This window comes from Lysobacter sp. Hz25, assembly GCF_046097045.1.
GTDB lineage: Bacteria > Pseudomonadota > Gammaproteobacteria > Xanthomonadales > Xanthomonadaceae > Lysobacter > Lysobacter antibioticus_B.
The window spans coordinates 423,484-440,563 of record NZ_CP175666.1 but is presented as its reverse complement, the minus strand read 5'-3'; the positions used below and the strand labels follow the sequence as shown (position 1 = coordinate 440,563).

At 69.4% G+C, this 17,080-nt stretch carries 14 protein-coding genes; 9 read left to right on the top strand and 5 right to left on the bottom strand.

Annotation, left to right across the window (positions count from 1 at the left end):
* The first annotated feature begins 86 nt into the window (after positions 1 to 86).
* Positions 87 to 911, top strand: coding sequence for a glycosyltransferase family 2 protein (locus tag ACKN61_RS01785; RefSeq protein WP_408952028.1), 825 nt, complete (start codon positions 87 to 89; stop codon positions 909 to 911).
* 11 nt (positions 912 to 922) lie between these two features.
* Here ACKN61_RS01785 and ACKN61_RS01780 read toward each other — a convergent pair whose 3' ends face one another.
* From ACKN61_RS01780 to def, 5 genes are all read right to left on the bottom strand, one after another.
* The gene (locus ACKN61_RS01780) at positions 923 to 2,203 is read right to left on the bottom strand and encodes an O-antigen ligase family protein (protein ID WP_408952027.1); all 1,281 of its coding nucleotides are present in this window, start codon (positions 2,201 to 2,203) and stop codon (positions 923 to 925) included.
* 3 nt (positions 2,204 to 2,206) lie between these two features.
* Positions 2,207 to 3,961: an ArnT family glycosyltransferase gene (locus ACKN61_RS01775; RefSeq protein ID WP_408952026.1), complete on the bottom strand. Its 1,755-nt coding sequence runs from the start codon at positions 3,959 to 3,961 to the stop codon at positions 2,207 to 2,209.
* A gap of 120 nt (positions 3,962 to 4,081) precedes the next feature.
* Positions 4,082 to 5,395 (bottom strand): 16S rRNA (cytosine(967)-C(5))-methyltransferase RsmB, encoded by a 1,314-nt coding sequence (gene rsmB / locus ACKN61_RS01770; protein WP_408953744.1) that lies wholly within the window; start codon positions 5,393 to 5,395, stop codon positions 4,082 to 4,084.
* Positions 5,396 to 5,442: 47 nt separating this feature from the next.
* Positions 5,443 to 6,372: a methionyl-tRNA formyltransferase gene (gene fmt / locus ACKN61_RS01765; protein WP_408952025.1), complete on the bottom strand. Its 930-nt coding sequence runs from the start codon at positions 6,370 to 6,372 to the stop codon at positions 5,443 to 5,445.
* Positions 6,373 to 6,530: 158 nt separating this feature from the next.
* Positions 6,531 to 7,043 (bottom strand): peptide deformylase, encoded by a 513-nt coding sequence (def, locus tag ACKN61_RS01760; RefSeq protein ID WP_223621304.1) that lies wholly within the window; start codon positions 7,041 to 7,043, stop codon positions 6,531 to 6,533.
* Positions 7,044 to 7,201: 158 nt separating this feature from the next.
* Here def and ACKN61_RS01755 point away from each other — a divergent pair, with 158 nt between their 5' ends.
* The 8 genes from ACKN61_RS01755 (at position 7,202) to ACKN61_RS01720 (ending at position 17,064) form a co-directional block, all read left to right on the top strand.
* Positions 7,202 to 8,353, top strand: a complete 1,152-nt coding sequence (locus ACKN61_RS01755) for a LysM peptidoglycan-binding domain-containing protein (protein ID WP_031372134.1) — start codon at positions 7,202 to 7,204, stop codon at positions 8,351 to 8,353.
* 101 nt (positions 8,354 to 8,454) lie between these two features.
* Positions 8,455 to 9,645, top strand: a complete 1,191-nt coding sequence (gene dprA, locus ACKN61_RS01750) for a DNA-processing protein DprA (protein ID WP_408952024.1) — start codon at positions 8,455 to 8,457, stop codon at positions 9,643 to 9,645.
* A 101-nt stretch (positions 9,646 to 9,746) separates the two neighbouring features.
* On the top strand, positions 9,747 to 10,235 hold the full coding sequence (locus tag ACKN61_RS01745; RefSeq protein ID WP_031372132.1) for a DUF494 family protein: 489 nt from the start codon (positions 9,747 to 9,749) through the stop codon (positions 10,233 to 10,235).
* A gap of 261 nt (positions 10,236 to 10,496) precedes the next feature.
* The gene (locus ACKN61_RS01740; protein ID WP_031372131.1) at positions 10,497 to 11,264 is read left to right on the top strand and encodes a pilin; all 768 of its coding nucleotides are present in this window, start codon (positions 10,497 to 10,499) and stop codon (positions 11,262 to 11,264) included.
* Between the two features lie 76 nt (positions 11,265 to 11,340).
* Complete coding sequence (locus ACKN61_RS01735) at positions 11,341 to 12,381, top strand: RDD family protein (protein WP_408952023.1); 1,041 nt, start codon at positions 11,341 to 11,343, stop codon at positions 12,379 to 12,381.
* Between the two features lie 239 nt (positions 12,382 to 12,620).
* Positions 12,621 to 15,149 carry a DNA topoisomerase I gene (locus tag ACKN61_RS01730; protein ID WP_408952022.1) on the top strand — a complete coding sequence of 843 codons (2,529 nt, stop codon included), beginning with the start codon at positions 12,621 to 12,623 and terminating at the stop codon, positions 15,147 to 15,149.
* A gap of 215 nt (positions 15,150 to 15,364) precedes the next feature.
* Positions 15,365 to 16,366, top strand: a complete 1,002-nt coding sequence (locus ACKN61_RS01725; protein ID WP_408952021.1) for a lytic polysaccharide monooxygenase — start codon at positions 15,365 to 15,367, stop codon at positions 16,364 to 16,366.
* A gap of 131 nt (positions 16,367 to 16,497) precedes the next feature.
* On the top strand, positions 16,498 to 17,064 hold the full coding sequence (locus tag ACKN61_RS01720) for a Sua5/YciO/YrdC/YwlC family protein (protein ID WP_408952020.1): 567 nt from the start codon (positions 16,498 to 16,500) through the stop codon (positions 17,062 to 17,064).
* Positions 17,065 to 17,080 lie beyond the last annotated feature (16 nt).

Sequence of the window (17,080 nt, the reverse complement as noted above, 5' to 3'; positions counted from 1 at the left end):
CTCCCGCATTCACTCACTGCTCACTCCTCCAAACTCGCTACTGGCTCTATGCTGTCGATCCAGCCGCCCGGACCGCCGCCATCGATATGCACTCGCCCGTCGCCGAACGACCGCGCCTGTCGGCCTGCATCATCGCGTTCAACGAAGCCGACCGCATCGGCGACTGCATCGCCTCGCTGGCGTTCTGCGACGAAATCGTGGTGGTCGACTCCTATTCCACCGACGCCACCGCGGCGATCGCACAGGCCGCCGGCGCGCGCGTGCTGCAACGCGCCTTCGACGGTTTTCGCAGCCAGAAGCATTACGCGGTGGAGCAGGCCGCGCACGACTGGGTGCTGTGCCTGGACGCCGACGAGCGCGTCGACGCGCGGCTGCGCGCTTCGATCGAGGCGGCGCGCGCGCGCGGTTTCGACGACGCCGCCGGCTACCGCTTCGCGCGCCTGTCGGAGTATTTCGGCAAGTTCCTGCGCCACGGCAATGCGTATCCGGACCGGGTCCTGCGCCTGTTCGACCGCCGCCGCGGCGGCTGGCGCGGCCAGCGCGAGATCCACGAAGCGGCCAGCGTCGACGGCGCCGTGGCGACGCTCGCCGGCGACCTGATCCACTACCCCTACCGCTCGCTCGAACAGCAACTCAGCAAGACCGAGCGCTATGCGCGGATGATGGCCGAGCACGAGCATGCGCGCGGCAAGCGCGCGAGCCTGAGCAAACTGGTGTTGGCGCCGGCCTGGCGCTTCTGGCGCGGCTACGTGCTGCGCGCCGGCTTCCTCGACGGCTGGCACGGCCTGGTCTACGCCTATGTGCGCGCCAACTACGTGCGCCAGAAGACCATCATGCTGTGGATGCTCGAACGCGGCCAAGCGCTGACCACGCCGCCGCACCAGGACGACACCGGCACGCCGCGCGACTGAGCGCGGCTCGCTTACGGTCCGCTGTCGTCGCTGCGCGCCTCGCGCAGGCTGAAGCCGTACAGCAGGCCGACCGCCACCGCATAGAACGACGCGACCAGTTGGTGCGCGAACATCGACTGGGTCAGGCCGCTGGCGATGTAGACCAGCACCAGCACCAATCCGCCGAGCGCGCTGCTGCGCGAGCGCCCGGCCGGCAGCGCGCGCAGCCGCAGGGCGAACAGCACCAAGGGCAATAGATACACCGCCAGGATCGCGAGCAGGCCCGGCAGGCCCATGGTCGCGGCCCACTCGGGCACGTCGCTGTGGGCATGGCTGAGCCGGCAGAAACCGACCCGTGCCGCCGGCGGACGGCATTCCGGCAAGGCGCTCACCGCGCGACCGAAACTGCCGACGCCGATGCCGTCGAGCGGATGCTCGACGAAGGTCTGCCCGGCCAGGGACAACAGACTCAGGCGCGCGCCGAGCGAGGAGGCGCTGTCGCCCTCGCGCAGCCGGTGGACGTCCGAGCGCAGTTCCTCGATGCGGGTCTGCTCGGCCAACGGGCCGATCCACAACGCAGCGACCGCGCCCAACGCCAAGGTCGCCAGCACCGCCCACGAGACCCGGCGCGCGCGGCCGCCGCTGACCAGCAAACCGATCAACAGCACGATCAACACGCCCGGCCAGGTGCCGCGGCTGCCGCTGAGGGCGACGGTCACCACGCCGAGCGCGCAGGCCGCGGTGGTCCACAGCAACTCGCCGGAGGGCCGGCAGAACACCGCCAGCACGATCAGGACGATCACCGCTTCGGCGTAGACGATGGCGTTCGCGGTCCAGCCGGCGGCGCGGTCCATGCCGCCGACGACCTGATACACCGCCACCGCGAAGGCGCCGGCCAGGCCGACCAGGGCGCCGGCCCACAGCCAGCGCCGCGACGGCCGGTAGGCGTAGGCCATCAGGGCGAAGAACGGCAGGGTCAGCAGGCGCAGGCGGTTGTCGGCCTCGCGCCAGCGCACGTCGTGGAGAAAGGTCGAAACCGCCACGATCACCGCCACCGCGACCGCCATCAGCAGCAGCGGGCGCAGCGCGCCGCCGATCTCGCGGTAACCGTGAGCGATCCGGCCCGGCGCCATCAGGAACGCGACCAGCGCCAGCGCGGTGAACGGCAGCAGCCCCCACGGCGTGGAGATCAACAGCGCCGGCAGGCAGAACAGGGCGATCTCGAACGTGCGGCGGGCCAGGGCCAGGCGGCGCGGTTCGCCGGCGAGGGTCTCGGGGCGGAAAGAAACGTCGGGTACTTGCGGTTGGGGCACGGATCAGTCCGTATCGTCTTCATGTGGCCGCAGCGGCGGTGCGGCGGGACAGGTTTCGCGCGCAGCGTACGGCACCAGCCACCAGATGCGGCGATTGGAGCGTCCGCCTATTTCGGCGCGGTTGCGGTCCACGCAGGCCGGCAGCGCCGGATCCTGCACCAACAACCAGCGCGTCCGCGGCGCCTGGGCTTGCCAGGCCAGGCCCTGTTTCAGTTGTTCCGGCCAACGCATCTTGAAGCCGAAAGTGGTGGTACGCGACTGGGTCCTCAGCAGATTCTGCTCTTTCCAGGCGACCAGGCCGAGCTCGGCTTCGGGGCCGATGCGCGCGGCGACCTTGCTCATCACCCCGCGCGCCGACGAGGAATCGTTGAGCACCGGCGCGACCAGCACGCCGTTCAACACCCACAGCCCGCACAGGGTCGCGGCCATGCCGAGGATCGGCCGGCGCGGCCCGGCCCACAGCAGAGCCGCCAGGCCCCAGCAAGCGATCGCCAATACGCCCGCGGCGAGCCCGCGCGCGCCGTCGGTGAAATCGCGCTCGGCGATCAGCTTGCGCTCGAAGCCCGGGTTGCCGAACCACATCGACAAGCCCACGCCGAACAAGGCCAGGACGATCAGCGCGGCGAAGGCGAAGCCGATCCGGCGCGGCCAGGCCCGGCGCAGGATGCCCGGCAACAGCGGCGCGAACATCAGGCAGGCCATCGGCAGCGCCGGCAGGATGTAGACGTCGCGTTTGCCCTGCGGAATCGAGAAGAACACGATCACCAGCAGCCACCAGGCCAGCGGCAGCACATAGCGGGGATCGAGCCGGGCCAGGCGCCGGCGCCACGCCGGCAACGCCCAGGGCAGGGCGAACATCAGCGGCAACCACATCGAAAGCATCACTCCGAGGTGGTACCAGGGCGGCTGGTGATGGTCCCAGGATTTGGAGTAGCGCACCGCGGTCTGGCGCAGCAGCAAGTCGTTGAAATAACCGCGGTAGGCGGGATCGGAATGGGTCAAGGCCACCGCCGCCATCGGCGCGACCCACAACGCGACCGCGAACGCGAACGCGAGCGGTCCGAGCCAGAAATAGCCTCGGCCGATGCCGGCGCGCACCGGCATCTCGACCCAGGTCAGGGCGCGATGCGCCGCACCGCCCGGCGCCAGCGCGGCACGCAGCGGCCGCAGCACCGCCGCGAGCGCCAGCGGCGCCAGCATCAACAGGGCGAGCGCGCCGACGCCCTTGGTGATGGTGCCCATGCCGGCGGCGAACCAACCCAACACCCACCAGCGCCAAGCCGGGCCGGTCAGCAGATGCCGCAACAGACCGTAATTGGCCAGGGTGATCCAGAACACCACCAGCGGATCGATCTGCGCCTTCTTCGACTGATAAACGAAGTGCACGGTCAGCAGCAGCGCCCAGCCGGCGTAATAACCGACCCGCGGCGTCCACAGGCGCCGGCCGAGGTCGACCACGCACCACAAGGTGCCCAGCGCGGCGAGCAGCGAAGGCAGCAGGAAGGCGACGCGCCATTGGCCGGTGGCCAGATAGGACAGCGCCTGCATCCACATGAAGAACGGCGGCTTGTCCGAGTACAACTCGCCGCCACGGTGCGGGAACAGCCACTGGCCGCTCTCGACCATCTGCATGGCGACCAGGGCGAAACGCGGTTCGTCGGCGGGCCAGGGATCGCGCAGGCCCAGACCGGCCCCGAGCACCAGCCAGGCGACTATCCAGAACAACCAGGCGGGGTGGGAACGGGCGCTTTTGAACATGCGCGGGCCTTTGAACGTGCGCAGATCATAAGCGGCGGCCCGCATCGGGTGGAGAGGCCGGCCCTTGAATCTGGGCCTGCGCTCACCCTTGCCCTCACTCTTGTGCCCTCTCTCTTGGGCTCAAGCGCCGCGGCGCAGACGGGCGTAGAAGAAGCCGTCGCCGCCGCCGTCGCCCGGCAGCCGCTGGCGGCCGACTTCGCGGTCGTGGCCGAACTGCGCCGGCAAGGCCTCGGCGCGCGCATCGGCGGTGCGCGCCAGGAATTCGCGCACTTGGCGCTCGTTCTCTTCGGTCAGGATCGAGCAGGTCGCATACAGCAGCACGCCACCCGGAGCGACGGTCTGCCAAAGCGCATCGAGCAGGCGCGCCTGCAGCAGCATCAAGGCGGCGATGTCGGATTCGCGCCGGTGCAGGACCACGTCGGGCTGGCGGCGGACGATGCCGGTCGCCGAGCACGGCGCATCCAGCAGCACCGCATCGAAGGGCGTGCCGTCCCACCAGGCCTGCAGGTCGGCGGCGTCGGCCACGCGCAGTTCGGCACGCTCGGCCAGGCCCAGACGGACCAGGCCGCTGCGCACCCGCTGCAGGCGCACCGCATCGACGTCGAGCGCGGTCAGGCGCAGGGCTGCGTCGCGTTCGAGCAGATGCGCGCTCTTGCCGCCGGGCGCGGCGCAAGCATCGAGCACGCGCGCACCGGGCGCGGCCGCGATCGCATCGGCGACCAATTGCGCGGAGGCGTCCTGGATCGACACCGCGCCGTCGGCGAACCCGGGCAGCGAGGCGATCGCCGCCGAGCCTTGCAGACGCAGCGCATCGGGCAAGTCCTGGACCACGTCGGCTTCGATGCCGGCCTCGGCGAGCCGTTCGCGATAAGCGTCGCGGGTGCCGCGGCGCGCGTTGACGCGCAACCACATCGGCGCCGGCACCGCGCTTTCGGCCAGGATCGCATCGTAGTGTTCGGGCCAGTCGCGGCGCAGGCGCCCGCGCAACCAACTCGGCCAATGCGAATGCCTGGGGTCGACCGCCGGCAGGCCTTCGCGCTGGGCGCGGCGCAGCAGCGCGTTGACCATGCCAGCCTGGTGCGGATAGCCGAGGCCGCGCGCGGCCTCGACGGTGGAATCGAGTGCGGCGTGCGCCGGCAGCTGCAACGGATCGAGCTGAGCCAGGCCGACGTACAGCAGCGCGCGCAATTCGCCGTCGCGACGGGTCAGCGGCCGCGCCATCCAGGCGGCGAGCGCGCCCTCGTAGCGCAGCGGCTGGCGCAATACGGCGAAGCAGATCGCCTCGACCAGGGCGCGGTCGCGCGGGTCGGCCAAGCCCGGCAGCGCGGTCGCGAGCTCGGCCTTGAGCGAACGCCCGCGGTGCATCACCGCGTCGAGCACGCGCGCGGCGATCGCGCGCGGCCGGCTGCCGCTGTGCAGGCTGGCGTTGTGCATGCCGCCGCCATGCAGGCCGTCGGAACCGCTGCGCCGGTCGGACATGCTCAGCGGGCGACGGCGAGGTCGCGCCGGCCGTTCAAATAATCCGCGGCGGTGATCGCCTTGCCGCCGTCGCGTTGCAGCACGCGGATGCGCAAGGCGCCTTCGCCGCAGGCTATGTCGATGCCCTCGCGCCCGGCCAGCAAGACCGTGCCGGGCTCGGCGCCATGCGCCAACGGCAGCGCGATCGCGCCGTGCACGCGCACGCGTTCGCCGGCGATCGTCGCATCGGCCATCGGCCAGGGATTGAAGGCGCGCACCTTGTTCGCCAAGGCCGGCGCCGGCTGCGCCCAATCCAGGCGCGCCTCGGCCTTGTCGAGCTTGTGCGCATAGGTCACGCCATCCTGCGGCTGCGGCTGCGGCTGCGCGATCGGGCGCATGCCGGCGCGCAACAGGCCCATGCCGTCGGTGAGGACCTGCGCGCCGAGCGCGGCCAGGCGATCGTGCAACTGCCCGCCGGTCTCGGCCTCGCCGATCGACAGCGATTGCGACAGCAGCACCGGGCCGGTGTCCAGGCCCTTTTCCATCTGCATCAGGCACACGCCGCTGTCGCGGTCGCCGGCCTCGATCGCGCGCTGGATCGGCGCGGCGCCGCGCCAGCGCGGCAACAACGAGGCATGCACGTTCCAGCAACCGTAGGTCGGAATGTCGAGCACCGACTGCGGCAGGATCAGGCCGTAGGCCACCACCACCATCAGGTCGGGCTGCAGTTCGCGCAGCGCCTCGCGCGCAGCCGCGCTCTTGAAATTCTCCGGCTGCATCACCGGCAGGCCGCGCAACAAGGCTTCGCGCTTGACCGGCGACAGCGCCAACTCGCGTCCGCGCCCGGCCGGACGATCGGGCTGGGTGTAGACGGCGACGACCTCGTTGCGCTGCGCGGCGGCGCGCAGGCTCGGTACGGCGAAGTCGGGGGTACCGGCGAATACGATGCGCATAGGTTCGGGGATGAGGTCGAGTGGGGGAGTCGGCGCGCATCATCGCGCCTGGACCAACGCTACAGGCACAAGCCTACAGAAACGAACAACGGGAGCCGGAAACCTGCGCGCGCCGCACGGCGCCGCGCCGATTCCCCGCTCCCGTCGCGAGGGCCGCCTCAGGCCGACTGGCGGCGCTGCTTGGCGAGCTTCTTGCGCACCATCTCGCGCTTGAGCGGCGAGAGGTAGTCGACGAACAGCTTGCCGTCGAGGTGATCCATCTCGTGCTGGATGCAGACCGCGAGCAGACCGTCGGTGCTGAGTTCGAACACTGCGCCGTCGCGGCCGATCGCCTTGACGGTGATCTCGTTGGCGCGGGTCACGTCGGCGAAGATGCCGGGCACCGACAGGCAGCCTTCCTGATAGACCTGCTCGCCGGACTTGGCGACGATCTCCGGGTTGACGAACACCAGCGGCTGGTTTTTTTCTTCCGATACGTCGATGACCATGAAGCGCTGATGCACGTCGACCTGGCTCGCGGCCAGGCCGATGCCGGGGCATTCGTACATGGTCTCGAACATGTCGTCGAGCAGCTTCTGGAACTGCGGCGAGGTCACGTGCGCGGCTTCGACCGGCACGGCCTTCGTCCGCAGACGGGGATCGGGGAATTCGAGGATTGGGAGCAGGGCCATGGCGTCGAAAATGGGGGCGTGGGTCACATACGCAAGCTTTGGTTGCATTGTAACCCCGTTATAGGCTGCAAAGGCCTGCTAACGTTCGCACCTTCTGGGCTATAGTCCGGGTGCCCGCAGAGGGCAAACCTGGAAGGGGAATCAGGTAGATGGCCGCCATGTTTAAACCGATCCGCGCGGTTCTCGCCGCCGCGTTGCTGACTGTTGCCACGTACGCCATTGCGGCGGAACTGCGTGGCGACCACCCCGACACCTACGTGGTGAAACGGGGCGACACCCTGTGGGACATCTCGGCTCGCTTCCTGAAGCGGCCGTGGCTGTGGCCGGAAATCTGGCAGGCCAACCCGCAAATCAAGAATCCGCACCTGATCTATCCGGGCGACGTGATCTCGCTGGCCTACCTCGACCGCGTCGCGGCCCAGGTCAAGCCGGGTCCGCGCCAGGAGGCCCCGATCAGCGGCATCCCGCTGTCGGACATCGAGCCGTTCCTGAAGAACCTTCGGGTCGTCGACGAGTTCGAGCAGATGCCCTACGTGGTCGGTCTTGAAGAGGACCGCCTGCGCGTCACCCAGGGCCAGGTCGCCTACATCAAGAACCTGCCGAACCAGACCCCGGGCACGCGTTATGCCGTGGTCCGCCCGACCCAGCGCTATACCCGCCTGGATCGCGTGGCCTGCTGCGACATCATGCGCGCCGCCGACCTGGACTTCCGCGGTCGCCGCACGGTCGACTTCGAGGCCATCTGGACCGACGTGGTCGTGCCGGACAAGGGCCGCGAGCTGCTCGGCTATGAGCTGATGCAGGTCTCGACCGGCACCGTCAGCCGCGGCGCCGAGAACGGGATGGAGGCCAGCACCCTGGTCATCGACGACACCGGCCGCGAGATCCGCGTCGGCGACCGTCTGATCCCGGTCGAAGCCCAGCCTTACGACCTGCAGTTCTTCCCGCACCCGCCGAAGGCCCAGTTCGACTACGGTCGCGCCCAGGTCCTGGCCGTGGCCGATCTGGTCAAGCACGGCGGCCCGCGCGACGTGATCGCCCTGTCGGTCGGTGCCCGCGACGGCGTCGACAACGGCACGGTGTTCTCGACCTGGCGGGTCGGCACCCGCGCCGTCGACCGGGTCAAGGTCGGTCCGGACCGCGATCCGACCCTGGTCGGCAAGGCCTCGCGCGTGCGCCTGCCGGACGAGTTCTCCGGTCACGTGATGGTCTTCCGCACCTTCGACAAGGTCAGCTACGGCCTGATCATGGACGGCGTGCGCCAGACCAAGGTCGGCTACGAGCTCAAGCATCCCGACTCGGCCTATTGACCGGTTTGTTTAGTCACTGAGGAAAGGCCTGCGGGCTTTTCCTACAGCGATCCACGACGGCGCCTTCGGGCGCCGTCGTCGTTTGCAGGCTACGCTGGTGCATGCCTTCGCCCCAGACCCAGTTGTCCGACGACGACCTCCACGCCCTGTTGACCCTCATCGCCGCCGGCGGCGCCAGCGCCTCCCGACGGCAACTGCTCGAGCTCCACCCCAGTCCGGCCGCCGCCCTGGCGGCGGGGACCGGCCAGTGGCAGGCCGCCGGGCTCACCCCCAAACAGATCGACGCCCTGCGCGCCCCGGACGAGGACGCCCTGACCCGGGCGCTCGACTGGCTGCACGCCCCGCGCCATCACCTGGTCGGCTGGCACGACCCCGACTACCCCGGCCTGCTGCGGCGCGCGCCGAATCCGCCGCTGGCGCTGTTCGTCGCCGGCGAACCCGCCCTGCTCTGGCATCCAGCCGTGGCCGTGGTCGGCAGCCGCTCGCCGACCCCGGCCGGGCGCGACAACGCCACCGACTTCGCCCGCGCTCTGGCGCGCTCGGGGCTTGCGGTCGCCAGCGGACTGGCGGCCGGGGTCGACACCGCCGCCCACCGCGCCGCGCTCGACGCCGGCGGGGTCACCCTGGCCGTGCTCGGCACCGGCCCCGATATCGCCTACCCGCGCAACAACGCCGACCTGCATGCGCGCATCGCCGCCGAAGGCGCGTTGATCAGCGAGCACCTGCCGGGCACCCAGGCCAAGCCCGAACACTTCCCGAGCCGCAACCGCATCCTCGCCGGGCTCAGCCTCGGCACCCTGGTGATCGAGGCGGCCGAACGCTCCGGCGCCCTGATCACCGCGCGCCTGGCCAGCGAATGCGGGCGCGATGTGTTCGCCGTACCCGGCTCGATCCACAACCCGCTCGCCCGCGGCTGCCATCGCCTGATCCGCGAGGGCGCCGGCCTGGTCGAGAGCGCGGGCGAAGTCGCCGCCGCCCTGGCCCCGCTCGCGGCCGAGCTGGCCGACGACTTGCGCCGTCGCCTGGGCATCCCCATCTCTGCCAGCCACGCGGCCGTCATGGAGGGCGATCACGATGGCGACGACCCGGCTCACGGAGTTAACGGCCGCCCGGATTTCACAGATCCCGACTACCAGTCCTTGTGGGACGCCCTGGGCCACGACCCAACCGGTATGGATCAGCTCGTCGAACGGACTGGATTGACGACCGCGGAACTGTCCTCCATGCTGCTGGTCATGGAGCTTGAGGGTCGCGTCGCGGCGCAGCACGGCCGTTACTTCCGCAACCGCTGAACCACGCCATCGCCGAGCGGTCCGACTGAGGCAAGTCGGCCGCCCGACGGTCAATCAGCAACTCCTACTCACCGCGCCGCATGCGGCGCAGGCCGAGGGAAATGAAAGAGAGCATCCTGGACGTCCTGCTGTACCTTTTCGAGCATTACTTCACCGACGATGCGGACCTTGTCCGCGACCGCGATTCGCTCCGCAGCGGCCCTTTGTTCGACGAATTGGGCCAGGCCGGGTTCAGCCCCGCCGAGATCAACAAAGCCTTCGAGTGGCTCGATGCGCTGGCCTTGCAGCGGCCGGCCGTCAGCCCGCCGCGCACGGGCGGTCCGACCCGGGTCTATTTCGGTCCCGAACTCGACAAGCTCGACGTCGAATGCCGCGGCTTCCTGCTGTTCCTGGAACAGCACGGCATCCTCGACGCCGGCCAGCGCGAGCTCGTGCTCGACCGTGCCATGGCGCTGGACCAGGACGAGCTCGACCTGGACGACCTGAAATGGGTCGTGCTGATGGTCCTGTTCAACCAGCCCGGCTCCGAGGCGGCCTACGCCTGGATGGAAACCCAGATGTTCGCCGACGAACCCGAGCCGGTGCACTGACGCCGGCATCGCGTCGCCGCACCGGCGACGCCCCCAAGCCGCGGCCCTGCTGCGGCGCGAGCCGGCATCGCCGCTCGCGACTCCCCATCGCTATCGCCGATCGCCAGGCCGATAAGCCGGCCGGCATGCTAGTTTCTTGCGTCCACCGCGCGCCTGGGGCGGCCGCGGGGGCATAGCCATGTCCGGCCGGCGGCACCCTTGCGGAGCCCGACTGCGCCGGCGGCTCACTCACAAGGACGATCGCGAGATCAGGGGGACAGCATGACCAATTGGTATTACCACGACGCAGCCCAGGGCCGTGTCGGTCCGATCGACGCCGACGCCGTGCGCGGCCACTACCGCGAGGGTCGCATCCATCGCGACACCTTGCTGTGGCGCGAAGGCCTGCGCGAATGGCAGCCGCTCGAGCGCCTGTCGGGCGAACTCGGCCTGGACGATGACCTGCTGTCGTCGGCGCCGCGTCCGGTAGCGCCGCCGCCGTTGCCGCCGCAGACCCCGACCGCGTCGGGTCCGCCGCCCTACTCCACGCGCTCGGCACACTCGGCCAACCCGGCCGACGCCGCCGCCGCGCACTTCAACCAGCGCCAGGCGCCGCCGCCGCGGCGCGGCCTGTCGGGCTGCGCGATCGTCGCGATCGTGCTGGCCGTGGTCGCGATCCCAATGGTCGGCATCCTCGCCGCGATCGCCTTGCCGGCGTATCAGGACTACACGGTGCGGGCCAAGGTCACCGAAGCCATCAACGGCTCGGGCCAGTACAAGCTCCAGGTCGCCGAGTACGTGGCCGCCAACGAGGAATGCCCGGGCAACGACAGCAAGGGTTTCCAGCCCGCGGTCGCTTACGCCGGCCCGCGCGTGGCTTCGGTCAAGTTCGGCGAACTCGAAGGCTGCGGCATCGAAATCGAGCTGCGCGGCATCGGCAGCAAGGCCGACGGCCAGAAGATCTGGCTGGAACTCGACCCCTCCAGCGGCGAGTGGACCTGCAGCTCGGAGATCGAAGACCGCCTGCTGCCGCAGAGCTGCCGCGGCTGAAACACCCGGGCGGCGATGCCGGCATCGCCGCCCGACCCAGTAGAACCGATGCACCAAGACAGGACCAAGATTCGCGATGAGCCAGTGGTACTACAGCGACAACGAGCGCAACCGGCACGGGCCGCTCGACGGCGCCGACATGGCCGCACGCCACCGCAACGGCGAGCTGGGCCCCGACACCCTGGTCTGGCGCGACGGTTTGGCGCAGTGGCGTCCCTGGCGCGAACTCGCCCATGAGCTGGTCGCCGATCCCGGCTTCGCGGCCGAGCCCGAGCGCCTGCAGCAAGCCCAACCCAGCGCAGCGGCGGTTGCGGCCGAGAGCCCGGTCGCCGATCCCCAGGCCCACGCCGCGGCCAGCGTGACTGCCGCACCGGCGGCGGCCGCGACCGCCCCTGCGGCGCCTGCCGCAGCGGCCTACGACGGCAGCGACGCAGCGGCCGAATCCGATTCGCCCTATGCCGCGCCGCGCGCCGGCGTGGCCGACGACACCACCGTCGTCCACGGCTTCGAGGTCGTCCATGTCGGCTTCTGGAAGCGCCTGGCCGCCTACATGATCGACTCGCTGCTGGTCGGCATCGCCTACTACGCGGTCAGCATGGTCCTGACCGTCGGTTTGATCGGGTTCGGCCTGTCGTCGGCCTCGGGGCTGTCCTCGGCGACCTGGTTGGAGAACCCCGGCGTCGCCATCGCGGTGCTGATGGGCGTGGTCTACACCTGCATCGGCCTGATCAGCGCGGCCTATTACGTCGGCTTCGAGTCCTCGTCGATGCAGGCCACGCTCGGCAAGCTCGCGGTCGGGATCAAGGTCGTCGACGCCGACGGCCGCCGCCTGACCCGGATGCGCGCGCTCGGCCGCTGGGCGTCGAGCCTGCTGTCCTACCTGAGCCTGTGCGTCGGCTTCCTGATGATCGCCTTCACCGACCGCAAGCGCGGCCTGCACGACATCCTGGCCAAGACCCAGGTGGTCGACCGCTGGGCCTACACCGGGCGTCCGGAGATGCAGCGCCGCGATCTGGGACCGGTCGCGATCGTGGTGCTCGTACTGGGCGGCCTGCTATGGCTACTCTATGTCGGCGTCGTGCTCGCGATGGCGTTGCTACCGATGTTCGGGAACTGAGCCGCAACGCTCTGTAAGCTGAACAGGCTGTACGCCATCACGCCCTCTTCAAGTGTTTCAGTGCCAATTTATTGGCGTTTCCGGCAGGCCGCGCTTGACAGCTGCGGCCGGCTCATGATTCCACTAGAAAAAGGAAACCTGAACGCCCGCAGCCGAACGCTGCGGGCGTCGCCTTCTTAACCCCTGCCTCACGAGGCACCGCTGCCGTGCAGCGCCCGCACCGGGCCTGCGGAGTACCCATGGCCAAGAACCTCCTCATCGTCGAGTCGCCCGCCAAGGCCAAGACGATCAACAAGTACCTCGGCAAGGACTTCACCGTCCTGGCCTCCTACGGCCATGTCCGCGACCTGGTGCCCAAAGAGGGCGCGGTCGATCCCGACAACCACTTCGCGATGGACTACGCCGTCATCGAGAAGAACGAGAAACACGTAGACGCGATCGCCAAGGCCGCCAAGAGCGCCGACAACCTGTTCCTGGCGACCGACCCGGATCGCGAGGGCGAGGCGATCAGCTGGCACATCGGCGAGATCCTGCGCGAGCGCGGCCTGCTCGAAGGCAAGCCGCTGCAGCGCGTGGTGTTCACCGAAATCACTCCGCGCGCGATCAAGGAGGCGATGAGCCACCCGCGCGCCATCGCCAGCGACCTGGTCGATGCGCAGCAGGCGCGTCGCGCGCTCGACTACCTGGTCGGCTTCAACCTCTCGCCGGTGCTGTGGCGCAAGGTCCAGCGCGGCCTGTCGGCCGGCCGCGTGCAATCGCCGGCGCTGCGCATGATCGTCGAGCGCGAGGAAGAGATCGAAGCCTTCGTCGCCCGCGAGTACTGGAGCATCGAGGCCGAGTGCGCGCATCCGCAGCAGTCGTTCACCGCCAAGCTCAATAAATTCGACGGCAAGAAGTTCGAGCAGTTCACCATCACCGATGGCGAAACCGCCGAAAGCGCGCGTAAGCGGATCGTCGCGGCCGCCAACGGCGCCCTGCACGTCACCGACGTCACCAGCAAGGAACGCAAGCGCCGCCCGGCCGCGCCGTTCACCACCTCGACCCTGCAGCAGGAAGCCTCGCGCAAGCTCGGCTTCACCACCTCGCGCACCATGCGCGTGGCGCAGAAGCTGTACGAGGGCATGGCGCTCGGCGACGAGGGCACGGTCGGCCTGATCAGCTACATGCGTACCGACTCGGTCAGCCTGTCGCAGGAAGCCGTCGCCGAAATCCGCGACGTGATCGCCCGCGACTTCGGCACCAAGGCCCTGCCGGACAAGCCGAACACCTACCAGACCAAGTCCAAGAACGCGCAGGAAGCGCACGAAGCGATCCGCCCGACCTCGGCGCTGCGCACGCCGTCGCAGGTCTCGCGCTTCCTCGACGACGACGGCCGCCGCCTGTACGAACTGATCTGGAAGCGCGCCGTCGCCTCGCAGATGGTGCCGGCCACGCTCAACACGGTCAGCGTCGATCTCGCCGCCGGCTCCGAGCACAGCTTCCGCGCCTCGGGCACGACCGTGATCGACCCGGGCTTCCTCGCCGTGTACGAGGAAGGCAAGGACGCCAAGGCCGCCGAGGACGAGGACGAAGGCCGCAAGCTGCCGTTGATGAAGACCGGCGACCGCATTCCGCTCGACCGCATCCACGCCGACCAGCACTTCACCGAGCCGCCGCCGCGCTTCTCGGAAGCCTCGCTGGTCAAGACGCTCGAGGAATACGGCATCGGCCGTCCCTCGACCTACGCTTCGATCATCCAGACTCTGCTGTTCCGCAAGTACGTCGAACTCGACAGCCGCCGCTTCCGTCCGACCGACGTGGGCCGCGCGGTGTCGAAGTTCCTGTCCGGCCACTTCACCCGCTACGTCGACTACGACTTCACCGCCAAGCTCGAGGACGAGCTCGACGCGGTGTCGCGCGGCGAGGAAGAGTGGGTGCCGTTGATGGAACGCTTCTGGGGGCCGTTCAAGCAACTGGTCGAAGAGAAGAAGGAATCGGTCGACCGCAGCGAAGCCACCGGCGCGCGCGAACTCGGCACCGACCCCAAGAGCGGCAAACCGGTCAGCGTGCGCCTGGGCCGCTACGGGCCGTACGCCCAGATCGGCACCGCCGAGGACGAGGACAAGCCGACCTTCGCGTCCCTGCGTCCCGGCCAGAGCATGCACACGATCTCGCTGGAGGAATCGCTCGAACTGTTCAAGCTGCCGCGCAAGCTCGGCCTGGACAAGGACGAGGAAGTCAGCGTCGGCGTCGGCCGCTTCGGCCCCTTCGCCAAGCGCGGCAGCGTGTACGCCTCGCTGAAGAAGGAAGACGACCCCTACACGATCGACCTGGCGCGCGCGGTGTTCCTGATCGAAGAGAAGGAAGAGATCGCCCGCAACCGCATCATCAAGGAGTTCGAGGGCAGCGACATCCAGGTCCTCAACGGCCGCTTCGGCCCCTACATCAGCGACGGCAAGCTCAACGGCCGCATCCCGAAGGATCGCGAGCCGGCCTCGCTGACCCTGGAGGAAGTGGTCAAGCTGATGGAAGAAACCGGCAAGCCGATGCGCGGCCGCTTCGGCAAGAAGGGCGCGGCGAAGAAGGAACCGGCCAAGAAGGCGGCCAAGAAGACCGCCGCGGCCAAGAAAGCGGTCGCCGACAAGGCGCCGGCCGAGAAAGCCGTGAAGAAGGCCGCGACCAAGAAAGCGCCGGCCAAGAAAGCGGCGAAGAAAGCCGTCAAGAAGGTCGCCAAGAAAACCGCGACCAAGAAGGCGGCCAAGAAAGTCGTGAAGAAAGCGGTCGCCTGAGGCGGCCGCACGGCGTGACGGAAAGCCCGCTTTCGGGCTTTCCGCCGCCGTTCCATGCGCCGGCGTCTCCTCGCATGGCGACCGCACGCACAGATTCGCGCCGAAGCGCCGTCTAGGATCGTGCGCATTCAAGACGCGATCGAAATCGCGCTGATCGATGGACGACCGAAGTTGTTGGGGGGTGTCTTTCACCTATCCCGACGACAGGAGTCGCCATGAACCGCATTGCCCGCACCTCTCTCCTCGTATCCGGCGCCGCCTTGTGCGCAGCGCTGTTGCCCGTGTCCGCCGTCTGGGCGCACGGCACCTTCGTCAATCCGCAAAGCCGGATCTACAAGTGCTATCTCGGCAATAAAGAGAACCCGGCCGACCCGGCCTGCCGCGCCGCCTGGGCGGTCGCCGGACCGCAGCTGTTCTACGACTGGAACGGCATCAACCAGGCCAACGCCAACAGCAACCACCAGGCGGTGGTACCCAACGGCAAGCTGTGCAGCGGCGGCAACCCGACCTTCCGCGGCCTCGACGTGCTGCGCAGCGACTGGCAGGCCACCACGCTGCGTTCCGGCGCCAGCCACACCTTCACCTTCTATGCGACCGCGCCGCACGCGACCAAGGAATGGACGTTCTATGTCACGCCGCAGGGCTGGAACCCGAGCACCGCGCTGCAGTGGAGCAGCATGCAGCAGTTCTGCAAGAGCGCGAAGGTGCCGCTGTCGAGCGGCAACAACTACCACATCACCTGCACCCTGCCGAACCGCAGCGGCCGCCACGTGATCTACAACACCTGGCAGCGCTCGGACTCGACCGAAGCCTTCTACACCTGCATGGACGTCAACTTCAGCAACTCGCTGGCCGAGCGCAACTCGGCCTGGCGCGATGCCGGCAACCTCAACGTCGCCAACGACTATCCGGTCGGCACCACGGTCACCTTGCGCGTGTTCAACGCCGACGGCTCCGACGCCGAGAAGGTCGAGACCGTGCTGCGCGCCGGCGAAACCTCGGTGATCGACTGGCCGCGCCGGGTCGGCGACGAGGTCAACGCGCGTTCGCGTTTCGCCCGCATCGGCGAGAAGCGCGGCGCCGAGCTGATCCAGGCCAAGTCCGGCAGCGCCGGCAACCACGTCTGGCTGACCGGCAATCGCTCCTACGCCTTCGACGTGCGCCTGCCCGAGTCGGCCCAGCCCTACGCCGACGAACACGCCCATCACGGCCACTGATCCGTCCGCTCGAGCGGACGGAAGCTTTGCGGTTGTAGTGGCTTGACCGGCCCGGCCGGCTGCGAGGCCGCTCTCTGGAGCGGCCTCGCACGTGCATGCGACACTCGCGGCTGCGACCGCCCGGAGCCGTCATGCCCGCCCCAGCCCTGTCCATCGCCGATGCCGCCGCCGCGCTCGCTCGTGGCGGCGTCGTCGTGTATCCGACCGAAGCGGTCTGGGGGATCGGCTGCGATCCGCGCGACGAAGCCGCGGTGCTTCGCCTGCTGACGATCAAGCGGCGGCCGGTCGACAAAGGCGTGATCCTGATCGCCGCGTCGATCGCCCAGCTCGATGCCTGGGTCGACTGGGACGCCCTGCCGGCGCCGCGCCGCGAGGCCGTGCTCGCCAGCTGGCCGGGGCCGCATACCTGGGCGGTGCCGGCGACCGCAACGCTGCCGTCGTGGATCAGCGGCGCCCATCGCAGCGTCGCGGTGCGGGTGACCGCGCACCCGCAGGCGCGCGCGCTGTGCGAGGCCTTCGGCCACGCCCTGGTCTCGACCAGCGCCAACCTCGCCGGCCATCCGCCAGCGTTCCGCCGCGGCGAACTCGACCCGGCCCTGCTCGCCCTCAGCGACGGCCTCTGCGAGGGCGAGACCGGCGGCCTGGCCGCGCCGACCGCGATCCGGGTGGCGCTCAGCGGCGAGGTCGTGCGGGGCTGAACATGCGCAGCTGACC

Excerpts from the sequence above, each read along its gene's own strand:
- ACKN61_RS01745 (WP_031372132.1), top strand. The coding sequence starts at position 9,747 with ATGAAAGAGAGCATCCTGGACGTCCTGCTGTACCTTTTCGAGCATTAC.
- dprA (WP_408952024.1), top strand. The coding sequence starts at position 8,455 with ATGCCTTCGCCCCAGACCCAGTTGTCCGACGACGACCTCCACGCCCTG.
- fmt (WP_408952025.1), bottom strand. The coding sequence starts at position 6,372 with ATGCGCATCGTATTCGCCGGTACCCCCGACTTCGCCGTACCGAGCCTG.
- ACKN61_RS01775 (WP_408952026.1), bottom strand. The coding sequence starts at position 3,961 with ATGTTCAAAAGCGCCCGTTCCCACCCCGCCTGGTTGTTCTGGATAGTC.
- def (WP_223621304.1), bottom strand. The coding sequence starts at position 7,043 with ATGGCCCTGCTCCCAATCCTCGAATTCCCCGATCCCCGTCTGCGGACG.
- ACKN61_RS01735 (WP_408952023.1), top strand. The coding sequence starts at position 11,341 with ATGAGCCAGTGGTACTACAGCGACAACGAGCGCAACCGGCACGGGCCG.
- ACKN61_RS01755 (WP_031372134.1), top strand. The coding sequence starts at position 7,202 with ATGTTTAAACCGATCCGCGCGGTTCTCGCCGCCGCGTTGCTGACTGTT.
- ACKN61_RS01730 (WP_408952022.1), top strand. The coding sequence starts at position 12,621 with ATGGCCAAGAACCTCCTCATCGTCGAGTCGCCCGCCAAGGCCAAGACG.
- rsmB (WP_408953744.1), bottom strand. The coding sequence starts at position 5,395 with ATGCACAACGCCAGCCTGCACAGCGGCAGCCGGCCGCGCGCGATCGCC.
- ACKN61_RS01720 (WP_408952020.1), top strand. The coding sequence starts at position 16,498 with ATGCCCGCCCCAGCCCTGTCCATCGCCGATGCCGCCGCCGCGCTCGCT.
- ACKN61_RS01740 (WP_031372131.1), top strand. The coding sequence starts at position 10,497 with ATGACCAATTGGTATTACCACGACGCAGCCCAGGGCCGTGTCGGTCCG.
- ACKN61_RS01785 (WP_408952028.1), top strand. The coding sequence starts at position 87 with ATGCACTCGCCCGTCGCCGAACGACCGCGCCTGTCGGCCTGCATCATC.
- ACKN61_RS01725 (WP_408952021.1), top strand. The coding sequence starts at position 15,365 with ATGAACCGCATTGCCCGCACCTCTCTCCTCGTATCCGGCGCCGCCTTG.